17 protein-coding genes and 1 riboswitch are annotated in these 17,708 nt (G+C 61.2%); of the genes, 1 reads left to right on the top strand and 16 read right to left on the bottom strand.

Features of this window, described 5'->3' with window-relative positions:
• Positions 1–167: 167 nt before the first annotated feature.
• The 9 genes from ACR0DY_RS14380 to cbiE all read right to left on the bottom strand — a co-directional run bounded on the left by ACR0DY_RS14380 (position 168) and on the right by cbiE (position 8,709).
• The gene (locus tag ACR0DY_RS14380) at positions 168–1,352 is read right to left on the bottom strand and encodes a CaiB/BaiF CoA transferase family protein (RefSeq protein ID WP_480484237.1); all 1,185 of its coding nucleotides are present in this window, start codon (positions 1,350–1,352) and stop codon (positions 168–170) included.
• On the bottom strand, positions 1,339–2,958 hold the full coding sequence (locus tag ACR0DY_RS14385) for a thiamine pyrophosphate-binding protein (RefSeq protein ID WP_480484236.1): 1,620 nt from the start codon (positions 2,956–2,958) through the stop codon (positions 1,339–1,341). Before ACR0DY_RS14385 ends, ACR0DY_RS14380 begins: the two co-directional genes overlap by 14 nt.
• A gap of 79 nt (positions 2,959–3,037) precedes the next feature.
• On the bottom strand, positions 3,038–3,496 hold the full coding sequence (locus ACR0DY_RS14390) for a DUF302 domain-containing protein (protein ID WP_480484235.1): 459 nt from the start codon (positions 3,494–3,496) through the stop codon (positions 3,038–3,040).
• Between the two features lie 87 nt (positions 3,497–3,583).
• Positions 3,584–4,327: a precorrin-6A synthase (deacetylating) gene (gene cobF / locus ACR0DY_RS14395; RefSeq protein WP_480484234.1), complete on the bottom strand. Its 744-nt coding sequence runs from the start codon at positions 4,325–4,327 to the stop codon at positions 3,584–3,586.
• The gene (gene cobA / locus ACR0DY_RS14400) at positions 4,320–5,048 is read right to left on the bottom strand and encodes a uroporphyrinogen-III C-methyltransferase (protein WP_480484233.1); all 729 of its coding nucleotides are present in this window, start codon (positions 5,046–5,048) and stop codon (positions 4,320–4,322) included. The genes cobF and cobA overlap by 8 nt, the downstream gene beginning before the upstream one ends.
• Positions 5,045–6,361, bottom strand: a complete 1,317-nt coding sequence (locus tag ACR0DY_RS14405) for a cobyrinic acid a,c-diamide synthase CobB (RefSeq protein WP_480546494.1) — start codon at positions 6,359–6,361, stop codon at positions 5,045–5,047. The genes cobA and ACR0DY_RS14405 overlap by 4 nt, the downstream gene beginning before the upstream one ends.
• Positions 6,354–7,148, bottom strand: coding sequence for a precorrin-4 C(11)-methyltransferase (cobM, locus tag ACR0DY_RS14410; RefSeq protein ID WP_480898558.1), 795 nt, complete (start codon positions 7,146–7,148; stop codon positions 6,354–6,356). Before cobM ends, ACR0DY_RS14405 begins: the two co-directional genes overlap by 8 nt.
• Positions 7,145–7,513, bottom strand: coding sequence for a cobalamin biosynthesis protein (locus ACR0DY_RS14415; protein ID WP_480484230.1), 369 nt, complete (start codon positions 7,511–7,513; stop codon positions 7,145–7,147). The genes cobM and ACR0DY_RS14415 overlap by 4 nt, the downstream gene beginning before the upstream one ends.
• On the bottom strand, positions 7,510–8,709 hold the full coding sequence (gene cbiE, locus ACR0DY_RS14420) for a precorrin-6y C5,15-methyltransferase (decarboxylating) subunit CbiE (RefSeq protein WP_480485191.1): 1,200 nt from the start codon (positions 8,707–8,709) through the stop codon (positions 7,510–7,512). Before cbiE ends, ACR0DY_RS14415 begins: the two co-directional genes overlap by 4 nt.
• Between cbiE and ACR0DY_RS14425 the strand changes: the two genes are divergently transcribed.
• Positions 8,708–9,439 carry a cobalt-precorrin-6A reductase gene (locus tag ACR0DY_RS14425; RefSeq protein ID WP_480898561.1) on the top strand — a complete coding sequence of 244 codons (732 nt, stop codon included), beginning with the start codon at positions 8,708–8,710 and terminating at the stop codon, positions 9,437–9,439. The two genes, cbiE and ACR0DY_RS14425, sit on opposite strands and share 2 nt — an antisense overlap.
• On the opposite strand, the gene cobJ is transcribed toward ACR0DY_RS14425, so the two are convergent.
• From cobJ to ACR0DY_RS14460, 7 genes are read right to left on the bottom strand one after another with little or no spacing between them, the layout of a single operon-like run.
• Positions 9,430–10,194, bottom strand: coding sequence for a precorrin-3B C(17)-methyltransferase (gene cobJ, locus ACR0DY_RS14430; protein ID WP_480484227.1), 765 nt, complete (start codon positions 10,192–10,194; stop codon positions 9,430–9,432). The genes ACR0DY_RS14425 and cobJ overlap by 10 nt on opposite strands.
• On the bottom strand, positions 10,191–10,919 hold the full coding sequence (locus tag ACR0DY_RS14435; protein WP_480485193.1) for a precorrin-2 C(20)-methyltransferase: 729 nt from the start codon (positions 10,917–10,919) through the stop codon (positions 10,191–10,193). Before ACR0DY_RS14435 ends, cobJ begins: the two co-directional genes overlap by 4 nt.
• On the bottom strand, positions 10,916–11,545 hold the full coding sequence (locus ACR0DY_RS14440) for a precorrin-8X methylmutase (protein WP_480622040.1): 630 nt from the start codon (positions 11,543–11,545) through the stop codon (positions 10,916–10,918). Before ACR0DY_RS14440 ends, ACR0DY_RS14435 begins: the two co-directional genes overlap by 4 nt.
• Positions 11,545–12,666 carry a cobalamin biosynthesis protein CobG gene (locus tag ACR0DY_RS14445; RefSeq protein ID WP_480622039.1) on the bottom strand — a complete coding sequence of 374 codons (1,122 nt, stop codon included), beginning with the start codon at positions 12,664–12,666 and terminating at the stop codon, positions 11,545–11,547. Before ACR0DY_RS14445 ends, ACR0DY_RS14440 begins: the two co-directional genes overlap by 1 nt.
• Complete coding sequence (gene cobN / locus ACR0DY_RS14450; RefSeq protein WP_480898566.1) at positions 12,663–15,956, bottom strand: cobaltochelatase subunit CobN; 3,294 nt, start codon at positions 15,954–15,956, stop codon at positions 12,663–12,665. The genes ACR0DY_RS14445 and cobN overlap by 4 nt, the downstream gene beginning before the upstream one ends.
• 3 nt (positions 15,957–15,959) lie before the next feature.
• A complete protein-coding gene (gene cobW / locus ACR0DY_RS14455) occupies positions 15,960–17,015 on the bottom strand; it encodes a cobalamin biosynthesis protein CobW (protein ID WP_480546504.1) in 1,056 nt (351 codons plus the stop codon).
• A 4-nt stretch (positions 17,016–17,019) separates the two neighbouring features.
• Positions 17,020–17,394: a DUF1636 family protein gene (locus ACR0DY_RS14460; RefSeq protein WP_480484221.1), complete on the bottom strand. Its 375-nt coding sequence runs from the start codon at positions 17,392–17,394 to the stop codon at positions 17,020–17,022.
• A 94-nt stretch (positions 17,395–17,488) separates the two neighbouring features.
• A riboswitch (cobalamin riboswitch) is annotated at positions 17,489–17,693 on the bottom strand.
• Positions 17,694–17,708: the final 15 nt, after the last annotated feature.

Below are 17,708 nucleotides of genomic sequence, written 5' to 3' on the forward strand. Positions count from 1 at the left end.
TCTGATTGCGGTATTTGACACTGTTTGATGTAACAGAGTGTGCGAGAGCGGCGTATCAGTATCGACCCCGCTCTCGAATTGGTGAAATGTCGTGTGTGAAAAAGTCGAAAAAATCCGCCGATTCAAAGGCATGTTTCAGCAACTTGCCGCCTAGTTGTGCAAGTGTTTCAATCGTCGAACGGGTTTTCAGCGTTTAATACCCAGTCAGTGTCCGCCCCGCAGGTGGGTGGCGCGCTGCGATATGTTACAGGCGTACGTGACAGGTTCAGGGGATTCCCGATCAGGTTCACCACACCGGGCTGGGCCTGCATCGAAATCTGCATTTTTCGTGCTGCCACCTGTTCCGTATCAAAAACCTGATCCAGCGTCTGTACCGGACCTACGGGCACTTTCACGTCTTCAAGGCCGGAAATCACGGATCGCGTATCCAGACCTTGAACAGCGGGCCGAAGAATGGCGTTCAGCGCATCACGGTGTTCCAGTCGCGCCGGGTTGGTCGCGAATCTGGGGTCGTCGGCAAGTTCAGGTTGTCCCAGGAAACCGCAGAGCTTTCTGAACTGGCCATCATTTCCAACCGCCAGAATGACATGCCCATCGGATGTCTCGTAAACGTCATAAGGCACGATGTTGGGATGCCCGTTTCCACGGCGTTGCGGAACGTCGCCTGAAGTCAGGTAATTGACGCCCTCGTTGATCAGCCATGCGATCTGAGAATCAACAAGTGCCAGATCGACCTGCTGGCCTTCACCGGTCAGGTCGCGGTGGCGCAGCGCGGCCAAAATGCCAACGCTTGCATACATTCCGCACATCACATCAGCGATGCCGACCCCCACTTTCATCGGCGCGCCTTCCGGGTCGCCGGTCAGGGACATGATCCCACCATAACCTTGCGCCATCAGGTCATAGCCGGGTTTGCTGGCGTTCGGCCCTGTTTGGCCGTAACCCGAAATCGAGCAGTAAACGAGGCTGGGGAATTCCTGCGACAGGGCGGCATAGTCCAGCCCGTATTTCGCCAGACCGCCGGGTTTGAAATTCTCGATCAGAATATCCGCGTGTGAGGCCAGCCGTCGGATTTCCGCCTGACCTTTCTCAGTCGCGATATCCAGCGCCACGGATTTCTTGTTTCGGTTCGCTGACATGAAATAGGCGCTCAGGTCCGAGCGGTTGCCGTCGGCATCGGTGACATAGGGCGGACCCCATTGCCGTGTGTCGTCGCCCCCGGTGGCAGGGTTTTCGATCTTGATGACGCTTGCGCCCAGATCACCCAGCAACTGCGTGCAGGTCGGCCCGGCCAGAATACGGCTGAGGTCTAGAACCTTGACGCCCTTCAGCGGGCCCTCAGATGCGGCCATCGTATCCTCCACGGTCGATTTCAGCGGCGATGACGGTAAATGTCTCGGCCTTTACAGCAGCTTCAAGTGCTGCACGCAACTCTGCCCGGTTGCGGACAGTGTGGCCGTTCCCACCAAATGCACGGCCCATGGCCGCGAAGTCATGGTGACCGAAATCCACGCCATTCTTGCCCATTTGCCGCTGCCGCTGTTTCAACTCGATAAGGGCAAGGCTGGCATCAACGAAGACAAGAAAGATCGGATTGCCGCCCATTTCAGCCGCCGTCGACAATTCCCCGGCGACCATCAGAAACCCGGCATCACCCGAAAAGCTGATCACCGGGCGGTCAGGCTCGGCCAGTTTCAGACCAATGGCCATTGGGACAGCACAGCCCATGGTGCAGAGCGCCGAGGATTGGATCAGCCCACGTTCCTCGCTGCAGTCCCACATCTGACTCAGCAGAATGCGATGCGCGCCGCTGTCGGCGGTTGCCAGCGTTTCGGGGCGCAGGGTAGCGCGCGTTTCGGCGATGACCGCTGCGGGCCCCCAGTCCTCATCAGTGGGAAAGGCCTGTGCCAGAGCAGATTTGACCTGCGCGGGCTCACCACCCGGCCACGTTGCGCGGGCAGGGTTTCCCTTGGCGATGGCCTCCAGCGTCTCGCCCGTGTCGGCCACCAGATTAAGACCCGCCTGATGCATGTAGTGGTCATTGATCACCGCGGATATATCGATGACGCGCTTTTCTTCGGGGTCCCAGATTTCGCGCCAGCCGGGGCGCATTTCGATCGGGTCATACCCCAGACACAGCACCAGATCGGCGTGTTCGACCAATGGGACAAGGTGCTTGTCTGCCAATGGCGACAGGCCAGCGCCGCCCAGACACAAAGGGTGATCTTCGGGAACAACACCCTTGGCCTTGTAGGTGGTCACAAATGGAATTCCGAAATGTTCCAAAAACGCCTGCACCACACTGCGCGAGTCGTCATAGAGGACATCGAGACCGATAATGGCGATGGGGCGCTCGGCCTCAGCCACCCAGCGCCGGGCTTTTTCAAGGCATTCACCATTGGGACTGACAGGCGCGACCTTGGCCAGACGGCGGCGTTTCACACCAGTCACTGGCGTATCGGCGACCGAGATCGGAACATCGATATGGACCGGGCCCGGTCGCGGCTGTGTGGCCAGTGACACCGCCTTGTCTGCGATGATATCCGCGCCCTTGGCCGTCAGTGTGAACGTGCCCTTGGTGATGGAACGGTAAACCTGGCTGTGATCCATGACCTGATGAGTATAGGTCAGCGCCTCGTCCGCATCGACGCAACCGGTCAGAACGATCATCGGAACACGGTCCTGCAACGCATTGGCCACCACATTGATGCCGTTCATCGCGCCCGGACCCAAAGTGGCGACCAGAATCGCAGGCGCGCCGTCGCGGTGATGCACGGCCTCGGCCATGAATCCGGCCGAGTTTTCATGTTTTGTCAGATGAAAGGTGATGCCCGCCTTTTCAAGCGCATCCACCAGTGTCAGGACCTCACCCCCCGGCATTCCAAAGGCGTGGCGGCACCCCGCTTCGTACAGGCGTTGGGCCAGAAGATCGGCGGCGCGCGGCGTGGGGTCCTGCATCAGTCATGCTCCGAGATAACCGTTTCGAAGCAGATTGCGGAGGACGCCACCAGACGCAAGGCGGATCACGTCAGTGTGACTATTTGACTGCGTCTTCAGCGACGGATTGAAAGGTTTTATCCAGTTCCGCGGCAATGTCCTGCAAGGCTTGCCCGCCTTCCGCCATGTAAGGGTCAAACACGAAACTGGGGGTCTTGTAAGACAGGGTTGCGGTTCCGTCCTCGTTCTCGGTGACATAGAAACGGATCGGTGCTTCGATCATCGCATTGGTAGAGGTTTCCAGCACCCTTACGGCGTAATCGTTGTTGAACGCGCCAATCACCAGATTGCCCGGAATGGTGATCCCGCGCGCCGCAGCTGCCTTGGTGGGTCCAGCCTGCGTCACCACTATCAATCCGTTGTCCTTGATCGCAACCTTGGTTGCATCGACCAGTTCCGAGTAGGTCTTGTCCGCAGGAAACACAGCCCATCCGGCCGGAACGTCCTGCGCCCAAACGGGTAAAGCGATCAGGCAAAGCAAGGGAATGAGGGCTTTCATTGTCACGTCTCCTGTATTGAGGTGCACCCTGTGTGCCAGACCTGACCGACCCGCGACATCACAAACCCGTGTTCATGTGCCCGTGCGTTACTTCCGCCGCATCTTCAACAGGTAGATATCCATGATCCAGCCATGTTCGGCGCGGGCTTTCGCCCGGGTCTCAAGGATATTCTGCGCAACCTCATCCAGCGGGCCACTGATCAGAACCTCTTCTTTCATACCCACATAGGCGCCCCACCAGATGTCATAATCTGCCAAATCAAGGGTTTGGAACGAGCATTCGCCGTCCAGCATCACAGCGACGTTCGAGGCCGCATCAGGCCAGCCTTCATCCCGGATACGACGACCGGTTGTGACAACGTAGGGCGCGCCCAGATCATTGATCGGGATCGCATGGGCGGCGGTCAGCGCCTGCAAGGCGGTGATGCCGGGGATAACCTTGGTATTGGGTTGCGGGTTCAACCGGGCAGCGATGCGCAGTGAGCTGTCATAGAGGGACGGATCCCCCCAAATCAGCAGCGCGACATGCTGCGCCTCTGGATGCGCGGCAATGGCCGCTTGCCAGCGCAGGGCGATGGTGTCGTGCCATTCATCGACACCGCGCAGGTAGCCATCGTCGGCCTGGCGCTGGGGAATATCGAAATAGGCAATCTGCGGCGGCGTTTCGGCGACACGCTCGATGATCGCTTCACGCAGCCCGGCCAGATCAGCCTTGTTTTCCCCCTTGCGTGGAATCAGGATCAAATCCGCCGCCCGGATCGCCTGCGCGCCCTGAAACGTTACATGATCCGGATTGCCGGTACCGATACCGATCAAGCTCAGATCAATCATCGTCGAACTCCGCCAGCGGACCATAAAGGATCAGCGCCGGTGCTTTGCCAATCTCGGTTCTCAGCTGCTCTGCCAGCGCGCCAATCGTGGCGCGTTGCAGCTTTTGGTCGGGGGTCGAGACGGATTCGGCCATAAGCGCCGGAGTATCCAACGGCAATCCTTGCGTGTGCAGGGCTTCGACCAGCAGGGGAAAGGTGCGCTTGCCCATGAAAACGACGGTCGTGGCCTGTGGATCGGCCAGCGCCTTGAGGTTCAGGTCGTCGGGCAACTCACCACTGACGTCATGGCCGGTCACGAACTGGACCCGCCGGGCCGTGAGCCTGCGCGTCAATGGAATGCCTGCGGCCGCTGCCGCTGCCACTGCTGAGGGGACGCCGGGAATAATCTCATAGGCGATTCCGGCTGTGCGCAGGGCGACAAGCTCTTCCTCAAGCCGTCCGAACATACCGCCGTCGCCTGATTTCAGGCGCACCACATGCTGACCGGACTGCGCGTAATCCACCAACAACCGGCTGACATGGTCCTGCTTGGGGGACGGACGACCGGCCCGCTTTCCGACGCCAACCAGATCCGCATCGTCGCGCGCATGGCTCAGGATCGGGCCGCTGCTGAGATCGTCGAACAGGATCGCATCGGCCTTTTGCATCCGGTCCACCGCCTTGAGTGTCAGCAGTTCCGGATCACCGGGGCCAGAGCCGATGAAAGAAACAAAGCCGCTCATGCCGACGCCTCCGCAATCAGGTGAAAGAACGTGCCAGTGACATTGCCACGCAGTGATCCGGTTTGCGGACCTTCTTCCCCTTCGGCGTCAAACACGCGTGCCAATGGGGCGTCCGGTTGATCCACGATCGAGGAATAGTGGAACTCGTGCCCGCGCAAGGCTGCGCCTTTGGCAAAGCCGGGCATGGGGGCCAACAACTCAGCTTTTCTGTAGCCAAGATTGAACTTGCGCTTCTGGTAGGATGTGACGAGCCCCAGCAAGCCGGCCATTTCATGTTGCACGCCGTCCTTGTCGATCAGCGCCTGACCAAGTGCCATGTAGCCGCCGCATTCTCCGTGCACCGGCTTTGTTTCCGCATGTTTTCGCAAACCACTCAGGAAGGTGGTGGCCGCTGCCAATGTTCCGGCGTGCAATTCGGGGTACCCGCCGGGCAGCCAGACCAGATCGGCATCCGCCGCCGGAGGTTCGTTCGCCAAGGGGGAAAAAGGCAAGATCTCGGCACCCGCATCGTGCCACCCCTGCAAAAGGTGGGGGTAGGTAAAGGAAAAGGCGGCATCGCGGGCCAGCGCGATCCGCTGGGCGGGGGGGCGCGGCAGCGCGGCTGACGATGGCCCGCCGGGGCCTGAGGAAGCCGCCCGCTTGATTGCGTCAAGGTCCACATGTTCTCGCAAGAACGCGGCATAACCTACAATGGCGCTTTCCAGATCGGGATGTTCGACCGCCTGAATAAGTCCCAGATGCCGCTCGGGCAGGGTCAAATCACCACGCCGGGGCAGGACGCCCAGAACAGGCAGGCCCGCGCGCTCCATTCCCAGACAGGTCAGGCGTTCGTGGCGGGGGCTGGCGCATCGGTTCAGGATAACTCCGGCAAAGGGCAGGTCAGGATTGTACATCCTGAACCCCAGCGCTGTTGCCGCCGCTGATTGTGCTTGCCCGCCCACATCCAAGACAAGCACAACGGGCCAGCCCATGCGCAGGGCGGTCTCGGCGCTCGAACCGTGCCCAACTTCGCCAGACTTTGCGACACCGTCGAACAAACCCATCGAGCCCTCGGCCACCACAATGTCAGCGCCTTCGGCCTGAGCAGAAATTGCGCTAAGCAGGGGATCTGCCATGGCCCAGCTGTCCAGATTGAACGAAGCCCGCCCGGCCGCCGCCCGGTGAAAGGCGGGGTCGATATAGTCCGGTCCGCTCTTGAACGGTTGAACGATCAGGCCATCCTCGGCCAACGCGCGCAAGAGGCCCAGCATGACCGTCGTCTTGCCAGTACCCGAAGAGGGAGCTGAAATCAGAATACCCGGAGGGTTAGTCATCACCATGGCTCCAGCTTGACCAAGGGCTATCGGCACTTTGCGGGCGATAGCGGCGGTCGTAATCTCTGGAATAAAGACAGCTTTCGTCAAAACCCTCACCGGCCAGCGAGGGGCCGACCATGATCAAAGCCGTGCGCGAGATGCTTTCGTCCAGCAACCCTTTCAGGGTTTCCAGCGTTGCGCGGATGATCTGTTCATCCGGCCAGCTTGCGCGATAGACAACGGCCACCGGGCAATTTGCACCATAAGCCGGGGTCAGGTCTGCAATAACCTTGTCCAGATTGCCGATTGACAGATGAATGGCCAATGTCGCGCCGGTACGGGCAAAATTCACCAGCGTTTCACCTTCGGGCATGGATGACGCGCGCCCCGGCGTCCGGGTCAGAACCACCGATTGCGCCAGTCCCGGCAGGGTCAGTTCGGCGCCCAGGGCCGCTGCGGCGGCGGCAAAGGATGGTACGCCAGGGGTCACACTGACCGGAATGCCCATTTCTTTAAGGCGGCGGATCTGTTCGCCCATCGCCGACCAGACTGACAAATCGCCCGAATGCAGCCGCGCCACATCCTGACCCGCTTTATGCGCGACTTCGATCTCGGCCATGATCTGGTCCAGATCCATGGGCGCAGTGTTGATGATTTTTGCGTCTTTGGGGCAGTGGCTCAGAATTTCCTCGGGCACCAGTGATCCGGCATATAGGCACACAGGGCACGAGGCGATGATGTCGCGCCCGCGCAATGTCAACAGGTCTGCAGCGCCCGGTCCGGCGCCGATGAAATGAACGGTCATGTTTGTCCTCCGATGGCGATGGCGCAGGTGGCCAGCCGGTCGTCCGAAATGTGTCTGGGTGAAAGCAGCCGCGCGCCGGACCCGGCGGCGGCAAGGGCCGATGCTTCGGCAACGCTGCCGGTGCCATAAGTGGCGCGGCTGCGGTTAGAGCATGTCAGGGTGCGTTGTCCGGCCAAATCGGCAGCCGCCACGAAATGCAGCGGAAGAGCAAGGCTTTCCGCAAAGGCCACCAGCGCAGAGTGGCCGCTTTTGTCGGCAACCGTCGCCAGAGCTTGGACATCATGGCTGGCCGCTGCCGCGTCATAGGCGGCGCGCAAACTGTCTGTCGTCGCGTCTGATGAAAAGCCCAAACCTGCCACGATCATAGCGTCACGCTCCACTGTACGACTGGATAGGCAGCCTTCCAGCCGCGCCGCGGTCCGAGCGGTGCAGAATGTGCCAGTTCGATCCGCAAAAGGTCTCCGCCCAGGTCTTCGTGCCATCGCGCCAACAGGGCTTCGCTTTCCAGCGTTACCGCATTGGCGACCAACCGGGTGCCAGCGGGCAAGGCATCGCGAAGCCACGCCAGCAGGCTAGTGCTGAGCCCACCGCCGATGAAAACCACGTCCGGCAGGGGCAATCCGGCCAGCGCTTCGGGTGCGGTACCGTGGACAACTTGTAACCGATCCTGCCCCAGCGCGTCGGCATTGCGACGAATGCGTTCGGCCCTGTCGGCACGGGGTTCGATACTGGTGGCGGTCATGGTCGGGTCGCACATCAGCCATTCGATGCTGATCGAGCCGGTGCCACCGCCAATGTCCCACAGATGCTCACCTCTCTGTGGCGCCAATGCGGACAGGGTCAGCGCCCGGATCGGGCGTTTGGTGATCTGGCCGTCGGTTTCAAAAAGATCATCTGGCTTGCCCGAGGCCTTGGACAGTCCCCGCCCAGTGCCGGTCACTTCCAACCCGACGCAGACGGGATGATCAAAGGTTCCCAGCAAAGCTTCGGTCAGGCTCACTGTCTGGACGCTTTCACGCGGGCCGCCGAGGGCCTGCATCACATGCAACGCGCTGTCGGCAAATCCGGTTTCGCTAAGATATGTCGCCAGTTCAGCAACTGCCTTGCCGTCACGCAATAGCGCAATGGCATGAAGTCCCGGGGCCAGATGCGGTCGCAATCGGGTCAAAGGCGCAGCGTGCAGGCCAAAGGTCAGCGTGCTTTCCAAAGGCCAGCCCAGCCGCGCAGCGGCCAGCGAAAATGTGGACTGGCCGGGCAGGGCGGTCCACTCGTTGGCATCGAAGTTACGCGCGATGACGGACCCCGCGCCAAACCAGAACGGATCACCTGACGCCAGAACCACCGTCTGCCGTCCGCGCAGGCCTTTCAGGATCGGCAATCCGTCCGAGAACGGCACCGGCCATTCGACGCGCTCAGCCTCGTTTTCCGGCAGCAGCGACAGGTGACGAGGCGGCCCCATGATCACTTCGGCCCGGTCCAGCACTTGACGGCTTGCAGGCGACAGGCCATCAAACCCATCTTCGCCCAATCCCAGAACGGTCAGCCACGGAGTTTCAGACATGCCCAACCTCCTGATTCTTGGCGGCACGACCGAGGCCAACGCTTTGGCCAAAGCTGTTGCGGAACAAGGGATTGCGGCTGTGTATTCTTATGCGGGACGGGTGGAAACCCCGCGTCCGCAGCCGTTGCCGGTGCGAGTTGGCGGGTTTGGCGGCCCGGAAGGTCTGGCCCAATACATCCGTGAAAACGCGATCACCCATGTCGTGGATGCGACCCATCCATTTGCGGCGCAGATGAGCCGGAACGCGATTGACGCGTGTCACACAACGCAGGTTCCACTGGCCGCCTTGACCCGCGCGGCGTGGAAGCCGCAACCCGGCGATGTCTGGCACCGCGTGCCCGATATCACTGCCGCCGTCGATGCGCTTGCAGGTGATCCGCAGCGTGTGTTCCTGGCTGTCGGGCGTATGCATCTTGAAGACTTTGCAGCCCAGCCCCAGCATCACTACCTGCTGCGTCTGGTGGACGAGCCTGACAGCGTGCCTTTTCCTTTGGCGCAGGTTGTCGTGTCCCGGGGTCCTTTTGCAGAAGCCGATGACCGCGCATTGATGCAGCAACACAGGACGCAACTTGTGGTGTCCAAGAACGCGGGCGGCTTGGGCGCGCGTGCCAAGCTGGACGCAGCGCGGGCGCTGGGCCTGCCAGTGCTTATGATCGAGCGCCCTGTTCTGCCAAAGCGGACCGAGCTTTCGACTGTCGCACAGGTGCTGGACTGGGTGTCTCATCCCTGATCCTCGACCGGGGTGAAGCGTGGCGTATAGACGATCGGCGTGCCTTTGCGTTCGATGACCCGGGTGCGCGACGAACCGACAATAACCACGGTTTGCATATCCGCCATCTCGGGCGTGGCCTCGGCCAGAGTAGAAACCCGGATCACCTCATCCGCTCGTGACACGGCGCGCGCAAACAGGATCACCCGCTCGGGCTCGCATTCTTCGCGTAGGATTTCCAGTGTCTTTACAAAGCCTTCCGGGCGAGACTTCGAGCGGGGATTATAGAAGGCCATCGAAAAATCGGCTTGCGCAGCCAAGCGCAAGCGTTTTTCGATCAGCGTCCAAGGCTTTAGGTTGTCGCTAAGGTTGATGGCGCAGAAATCATGCCCCATCGGAGCGCCCGCGCGGGCAGATGCGGCCAGCATCGCGGTGATCCCCGGCAGCACATCTATCTGAATGTCACGCCATTCTGTTGGGCCATTCTCCAACGCTTCGAACACAGCGGCAGCCATTGCAAACACACCGGGATCGCCCGAGGACACAACAACCACCCGCCTGCCTTCGACGGCCATTTGCAGCGCGTGTTGCGAGCGGTCGATTTCAACCCGGTTATCACTGGCGTGCAGGGTCAGGCCGGGTCGGTCGGCCACGCGGGCTACATAAGGGATGTAGCCCACCACATCGGTGGCGTCGGCCAAAGCCGCTGTAACCTCGGGGGTGACCAGCGCCTCGTCCCCCGGACCAAGGCCTGCGATCTTGACCCATCCGCTCATGGTCGGCGCCCCTGACCATGAACAACGATGATCGAGAAATACGGGGTAATCTTCTCGCAGGCCTCAGACAATTTTGTCACCGTCTGATTCGGCATTTGCGCGTATTCGACAATCCATGCGCGGTCATACAGACCAGAGGTTTTCAGCGCGCGTTTCACCTTGTCGATGTTCCGCCCGATTTTCATCACGACCAAAGCATCTGTCTGCGCCATGCGTTCAGCCAGAACTTTCTCGGGCAGGGTGCCGACCAGCACGGTCAGAACATCGTCCCCCCAGGTGATCGGATCGCCCGTGGCCGTCCACGCACCGGACATACCCGTGATGGCTGGCACAACCTCAACCGGAGCTTCGTCACGCAACCGATTGTAAAGATGCATGAACGAGCCGTAGAAAAACGGATCACCCTCGCAAAGGACCACCACATCCTCACCCTGTGCCGACAGCGTCTTCAGGTGTGCTGTGCACTCTTCATAAAACGCGGCCAGCAATTCATTATAACGCGGATCAGTGACCGGGATTTCGGTGGTCACCGGGTATTCCATCGGGAATTCAATCGCGCCTTCGGGGATCATCCCGTTGACGATTTTGCGGGCCTGACCGCTGCGACCCGGTTTGCGAAAGAATGCCACGTGTTTGGCGTTGCGTAGAAGGCGATCGGCCCGGACACTCATCAGATCAGGGTCACCGGGGCCAAGGCCCACGCCGTATATGGTACCCATTTTCATTCCGCCCGGCTTGCGATGGCGTTGATGGCTGCAACGGTGATGGCGCTGCCACCCAGACGGCCTTTGACAATGCAGGAGGGGACGGGTTGCGCCTGCCACAACGCGTCTTTGGATTCCATCGCTCCGACAAATCCGACCGGGCAGCCGATGATCGCTGCAGGGCGCGGGCAATCCGGGTCTTCCAGCATGTTCAGCAAGTGAAACAGCGCGGTGGGCGCGTTTCCAATGGCGACCAGAGCACCTTCCAGATGCGGACGCCAGAGTTCCAGCGCAGCGGCAGAACGGGTGTTGCTCATCTCGGCGGCCAGAGGGCGCACGCGTTCGTCATGGAGGGTGCAGATCACCTGGTTGTCGGCAGGCAGACGGAAGCGGGTCACACCTTCGCTGACCATGCGCGCGTCACACAGGATCGCCGCGCCGTTTTCCAGCGCCGTGCGTGCGGCCTGCACAAATCCGGGTGAGAAATGTACAAACTCCTCCAGCCCGACCATGCCGGCGGCGTGGATCATCCGAACGGCGACCTGCTCTTCATCGGTATCAAAGCGGGCCAGATCAGCCTCGGACCGGATGGTGGCAAAGCTTTCCTTGTAGATCGCCGCGCCATCGGTTTCGTATGTATAGGGCATCAGGTGAAGTCCATGGTCATGAGTGTTTCGGGGGCGAGCCCGCGTTGGCAGGGCTCATCCCCTGCGCGGCCCTGTTTGACAAGATCAAATCGCCCGTTGTTGCCGACCACTGTGATCTCGGCCGGGCCCATATGGGCGCATCCCTTGGCGCAGCCCGAGACATGCAGGCGACCGGGAATGCGCCGGGCCAATGCACGGGCGATGTCGCGGGTTTCCACCTGCGCTTGCGGGCAGAACGGCGCGCCGGGGCAGGCGTCGGTTGTCATCATCGGATCGGCTCCGTCCATGACGAAATCCGGGGAGGGTATCGCCGCCCCGCCTTCCAGCAGGATCAGCCGCCACGGGGTGACACGCAGGGCAGAAGCGCCGCTGGCTTCAACCAGTTCACAAAGCTTGCGCGCAGGCAGCGAGCCGAATGCCGCGCCGTAGAGAGAACCCAGTTCACAGGGGCCGGGTTGCAGTTTTTCACCGATAGGACCGGGGGCAAATCCCTGCCAATCCTGTGGCAGCGCGTAGGCGACCCGCGCCATGCGGCGTGTCTCGGCCGTATAGGTCTGGGCAAACCAACGGGCCAGCGCGATCACGTGGTCGATGGCGTCGCCTTCGGCCACACACCGCCCGGTTTTGCAGCCGTCGGCGCGCAGGATCAGACCGTCAGCACCCAGTTCCAGACGAATATCTGCGGAATCCGAGGCCAACAGGCGCGTCGGGCCTGTATCTATGGCAAAACCGAACTTAGCGGGCAGAGCAGGCAGTTCCGCCAGTCGATCGATCAATTCCTGCGTCAGCCGCGCGGTCAAATCGCCCGCCTGATAGAGCGGAGTGACCAGAATATTGCGGCGTACTTCGATGCCGGGTTCCGCATCAAGCAAGTCCAGCGCCGCAAGCTCCACAAGCAACGGCTGGTGGTCGCGCTCATCCACGCCGCGCAGCTGCAGGTTGGCACGATTGGTCAGGTCAATGGTGCCGTTGCCGAACTGTTCAGCCAGTTCGCACAAGCCAATAGCCTGCCTGGCATTCAGTCGCGCCAGGCGCGGACGGACCCGCACGACCAGCCCGTCGCCTGACATCATCGGGCGATGCGCGCCGGGACACCAGCCTTGAACGATAGGTGCACTCATCTCAAACCCTCCAAATCGGCCCGGATCGAATTCCGGCGCGTGTTCCAAAGCCCCGCTTCCAGCAATGCACGGAACCTGTCTTGCATGGCCTGATGGGCCTTCGGGTTGGTCTCTTGTAGAAAGGCATCAACGGCCTCATTGCCCAATGTGGCTTCGTGATAGAGATCAAACAGATGCGGAGCGACAGTGCCCGACAGATGTGCGAATGAGGCCATGTGATCCAGCGTCGCCGCGATCTCGGCGGCGCCGCGAAACCCATGGCGCTGCATCCCGGCAATCCAGCCGGGGTTGGCAGCGCGGGCATGAACGACGCGGCTGATTTCTTCCGGCAGAGTCCGGGCGCTCGGATTATCGGGGTTGGTGTTGTCCAGATGGTAAAGCTGAGCGGTGCCACCAGTGATGTTTTTGGCGGCGGCAAAACCGGCCTCATGCGTGGCATAATCGTTAGCCAGCAGCAGATCAGTTTCCGTCAGATCCTGGAGGTGAACAAAACTGTCGGCCTTGGCGACACGATCCGTGATCCCCGCTTTGTCCTGCGCGATGTGTTCACCTTCCAACGCGTACGAACTGGCCTCAAGCCATGCCTCCCCGGCTTGGGCGCGCGCCTCGTCCGTATAGGTCTCGGACAGATGGGTCATGTTCAGGCCGTAACTGCCGGGTGCCGGGCCAAACACCCGCGCAGCCGGGGCGTGACCGGCATAGGGGTTCCAGTCAGTCGCTTCGTCACGCTCTGACAATGCCCGAACCGCCTGACCATAAAGGGCTGACAACGTGGGGAACACATCGCGAAACAAGCCCGAAACCCGCAGGGTGACGTCCAGGCGCGGGCGGCTCAGGTCGGTGATGGGCAGCACTTCGATACCCGAAACCCGCTCGGATCCCTTATCCCAAACCGGCTTTACACCCAGCAGGTGCAGGGCCATGGCGAATTCTTCGCCCGCAGTGCGCATGGTGGCCGATCCCCACAGATCGACAATCAGCCCTTTCGGGTAATCGCCTTCCTCCTGCAAGTGCCGCCGTACCAGTTCCTCGGCCAGTTTCACGCCTTGCGTGTAAGCTGCGCGGGTGGGCACAGATCGCGGATCGGTGGTGTAAAGGTTTCGCCCGGTCGGCAGCACGTCAAAGCGGCCCCGATAGGGCGAGCCGGACGGGCCAGCCTCGATCCTCTTGCCGGCCAGCGCATTGATCAGGGCCTTGCGTTCGGCATGGGCGGATGGGGCAGGGTCGAAACTGCCGGTCACATCCGGAACACGCCCATAGACGTGCAGCCCGTCGCCAAACTGGCTTTCTTTGATATCGCAGACAAAGCGGTCGATGCGCGTGATTGCTTCGGCGGTGCTGGTGGCCTGGTTCAGGCCCAGATCGTGCTCCAGCCCAATGGCTTGCGCCTCATCCCGGATATCTTCCTGCAACCGGTCACGGCGTCTGGGGTCAAGGCCGTCTGCGTTTGAGAACTCGTCCAGCAGGGCTTCCAGCCGCACCATCCGGTCAGGCGTTCCGCTTTCTTTCATGGGGGGCGGGATGTGGCCCAGGGTCACGGCGCCGATCCGGCGCTTGGCTTGCGCGGCCTCGCCCGGGTCGTTGACGATGAACGGGTAGATCACCGGCAGGTCACGGATCAGCGCCTCGGGCCAGCAGTCTGCTGATAGGGCGACCGATTTGCCGGGCAGCCATTCCAGTGTGCCATGCGCACCGATATGGATCAGCGCATCCGCGCCAAGACCTTTGCGCAGCCACAAATAGAAGGCCACATAGCTATGGCGCGGGGTACGCGAAAGGTCGTGATAGTCGTCATCACGCAGTTCGGGTGTTCCGCGCTCTGGTTGCAGTGCGACCAGCGCCTTGCCGCGTCGCAAAGCCGTGAAGTGAAACGCGCCCTGAGCGAAAGTTGGGTCTTGCTCAGGATTGCCCCATACGGCGTGCAGATCGGTGCGCAGGGTTTGGGGCAATTCAGCGAGTGCGCTCAGATAATCCTCAAGCGGCCACGATATCCGGGCGTCCAAGAGTGCGTCGGCAACCGGATCGCCAGCCGCGATGTCGTAGCCTTCACCGCAAAGATCAGACAGCATCGCCTCAGCCGAGGCCAGCGCGTCGAGACCAACCGCATGGGCCATTTGCCAGTCTTTGCCGGGATATGTGGACAGTACCAACGCGGGGATCTGGTCTGCCTTGGGTTTGTCATTCAGGGCAAGCCAGCCCGATACCCGATCGATGATCGCCTCGATCCGGTCCGACTCGGCCCGATGCGCAAAACGCGAGTATTCCAAATGCGGATCGCGCTTGCCCGGTTCTTTGAAAGAGACAACGCCTGCCGATATTCGCCCGTCCACTTCGGGCAATACCACATGCATGGCGAGGTCGGCGGGTGACAGGCCGCGTTCGGCCTCCGCCCAGGCCTTGCGTCGCGAGGTGGCGAGAGCGACCTGAAACACCGGCACATCCGCTGCGTCCAGAGGCGACGTGCCGGACGCGCCCTTGCCCGAGAATGAAGTGGCGTTGATGATCGCCGACGGTCGCAAGGCGACGACCTGTTCCCTGAGCCAGTCGGCAGCGGCTGGGGTCTTGAGCGACGGGGCAAACAGACCCACCGCCTGAAGCCCGCGGGCGCGCAGGCTGCGGATCAGGGCCGCGACCGGGGCGGTGTCTGCGGATGTCAGATACGCGCGATAAAAGGTGACAAGGATGCGTTTCGTATCGTTCTGGAATGCGGAACCCACCGGGACGACACCCTGATCTGGACACCACGCACCGCATTCGGGCAGGGTTTTCGCGCCCATCACTGGCCCGGCATAAAGCCCTGCTGCCAAGGCCATCTGGGCCAATGCGGCCTGCGCGGCGACTTCGCCGCCGGTGTCACACAGATGTGCCAGCCGCCGCAGGGTCGAGAGGGGCAGGGTCGAATACTCATCCAACCGAGTGTCTTCACGCCCATCCGCCGGTAAAACGGCTAACGCGATGCCTTTGGCTTGCGCCAGTGCCAGAACCTGTTGCAGCCCGTAAGACCAATAGGGCACGCCACCTATCAGACGGATCAGGATGCCCTTTGCGCCCTCAAGTGTCTGTTCGACATAGGTATCGACGGACAGAGGGTGCTTCAGCGCCGCAAGATTGGCCAGCCGCATCGTGGGCATCCGCCCCTCAGGCCCGCCGCCGCGATGCCAGCCCGCCGCGAAAGCGCCCAGGTCACTGTCGGAAAAGGACAGCACAACCAGATCACCCGGGCTTTGGCCCAGATCGGTTGGGGTCTCGGTTTCCTCGAGCCCGTGGCTTTCGCGAAAGACGACGTGCATGACTTACTCGGCAACCTCGGTCACACCCACGAGGATATCACGGATTTCGGCTTCTTTGATGTCGTCATGCTCGGCAATCACGACCAGGCGCGAGCGGCGCTCTTCACCGGGCTCCCACGGGCGGTCGTATTGGTGACGAACCCGCGCGCCGACAGCCTGAACCAGCAGGCGCATCGGTTTGCCAGCGACGGCGGCATAGCCTTTGACGCGCAGGATATTCAGCTCAGTCGCAAGACGTTCGATTCTGGCTACCAGTTCCGCAGGGTCGGTCTGTTCCGGCAACTCGACGATGATGCTTTCGAAATCGTCATGCTCATGATCGTGATGGCCATCGTGATGTGACGGGCGGGCGTCCATGTCATCTTCGGCGGCAGCCTCAAGGCCAAGCACGACACGTACGTCGACGACACCCTCGGCGACCTCGACAACGGGAAGCGGCCGCGGTGCCTCGGCGGCGATGATCTGTTTGGCTTTCGCGACACCTTCGGGACCTGCTAGATCGGGCTTGGTCAGCAGGATGATATCCGCGCACGAGATTTGATCTTCGAACACCTCGGACAAGGGTGTTTCGTGATCGATCGAGTCATCAGCCAGCCGTTGGGCATCCACCGCTTCAACGTTCGGAGCAAAGCGACCGGCGGCCACAGCCTCGGCATCGGCCAGCGCAATCACGCCATCAACGGTGATTTTCGAACGGATATCAGGCCAATCAAATGCTTTCAGCAGCGGTTTGGGTAGTGCAAGGCCGGATGTTTCGATCAGGATGTGATCCGGGCGCGGTTCCAGCGCCATCAGCGCCTCGATGGTCGGGATGAAGTCATCGGCCACGGTGCAGCAAATGCAGCCGTTTGCCAGTTCCATGATGTTTTCCGCAGGGCAATCCGGTATCGCGCAGGATTTCAGAATGTCGCCATCAACACCCACATCGCCAAACTCGTTAACAACAATCGCAAGACGCTTTCCCTGCGGGTTCTGCATCAGATGGCGCACCAGCGTGGTTTTGCCCGAGCCCAGAAAGCCGGTGATCACGGTGACGGGAAGTTTTTCTAGGTTCGACATGATCTCAGCCTCCAATCGGGGGAATGCGCGAGGCGCAGTTTTTGCGGAAATGTTCAGGACGGTCGCGCCACTTCACCAGACCATCGTCTGTGGCCAGATACTTGGTCACACCATCGATGATGACATCGACGTGATCGACTTCGTTCAGGTTCTCGTAAACAAAGGTCCAGCGATCCGGCCCGCCCCGAAGAACGATGGAACAGCCCTGATCGCAGTTCGAAAGGCATTCGACAGGTTTCAGAATGATGCCATCTGGCAGGGCAGCCTGTTCCAAGGCCTTGTGCAACAATGTGCCGGGACGCTCAGCATCATCCTCGAAGGGCAGACCCCGGCGGCAAGTCGTGCAGACCAGTAATTCTACCGGTGCGGTCTCGGTCATGTCTCTCATCCCCCCAAATCCTCTTCGCGGGGGACGGGGTTTCATGCGGGCACCACGTCTGCACATGGACCCGACACCGGAACACCCCGCCCGGTTTCAACTTCGGGTGTTGGCAGGTCTCCCGGCTTGCGGATGCCAGAGCGGTTGCTCTGTCGGATGTCCCGCCTTCCCGGCACAGGCCAGTGGCATTGGGCATCCTCTCCGGTCACGGTCGCGGGGGCGGCTGCGTTTGGCGGATGAACCGTTGACGCATTCCCTTTTCATCGGCTGTTGCCGACACCAACGTCCGGGACATGCGGCACCGCCGACCCGCT

The sequence above is a fragment of the Ruegeria sp. O6 genome (assembly GCF_056535045.1).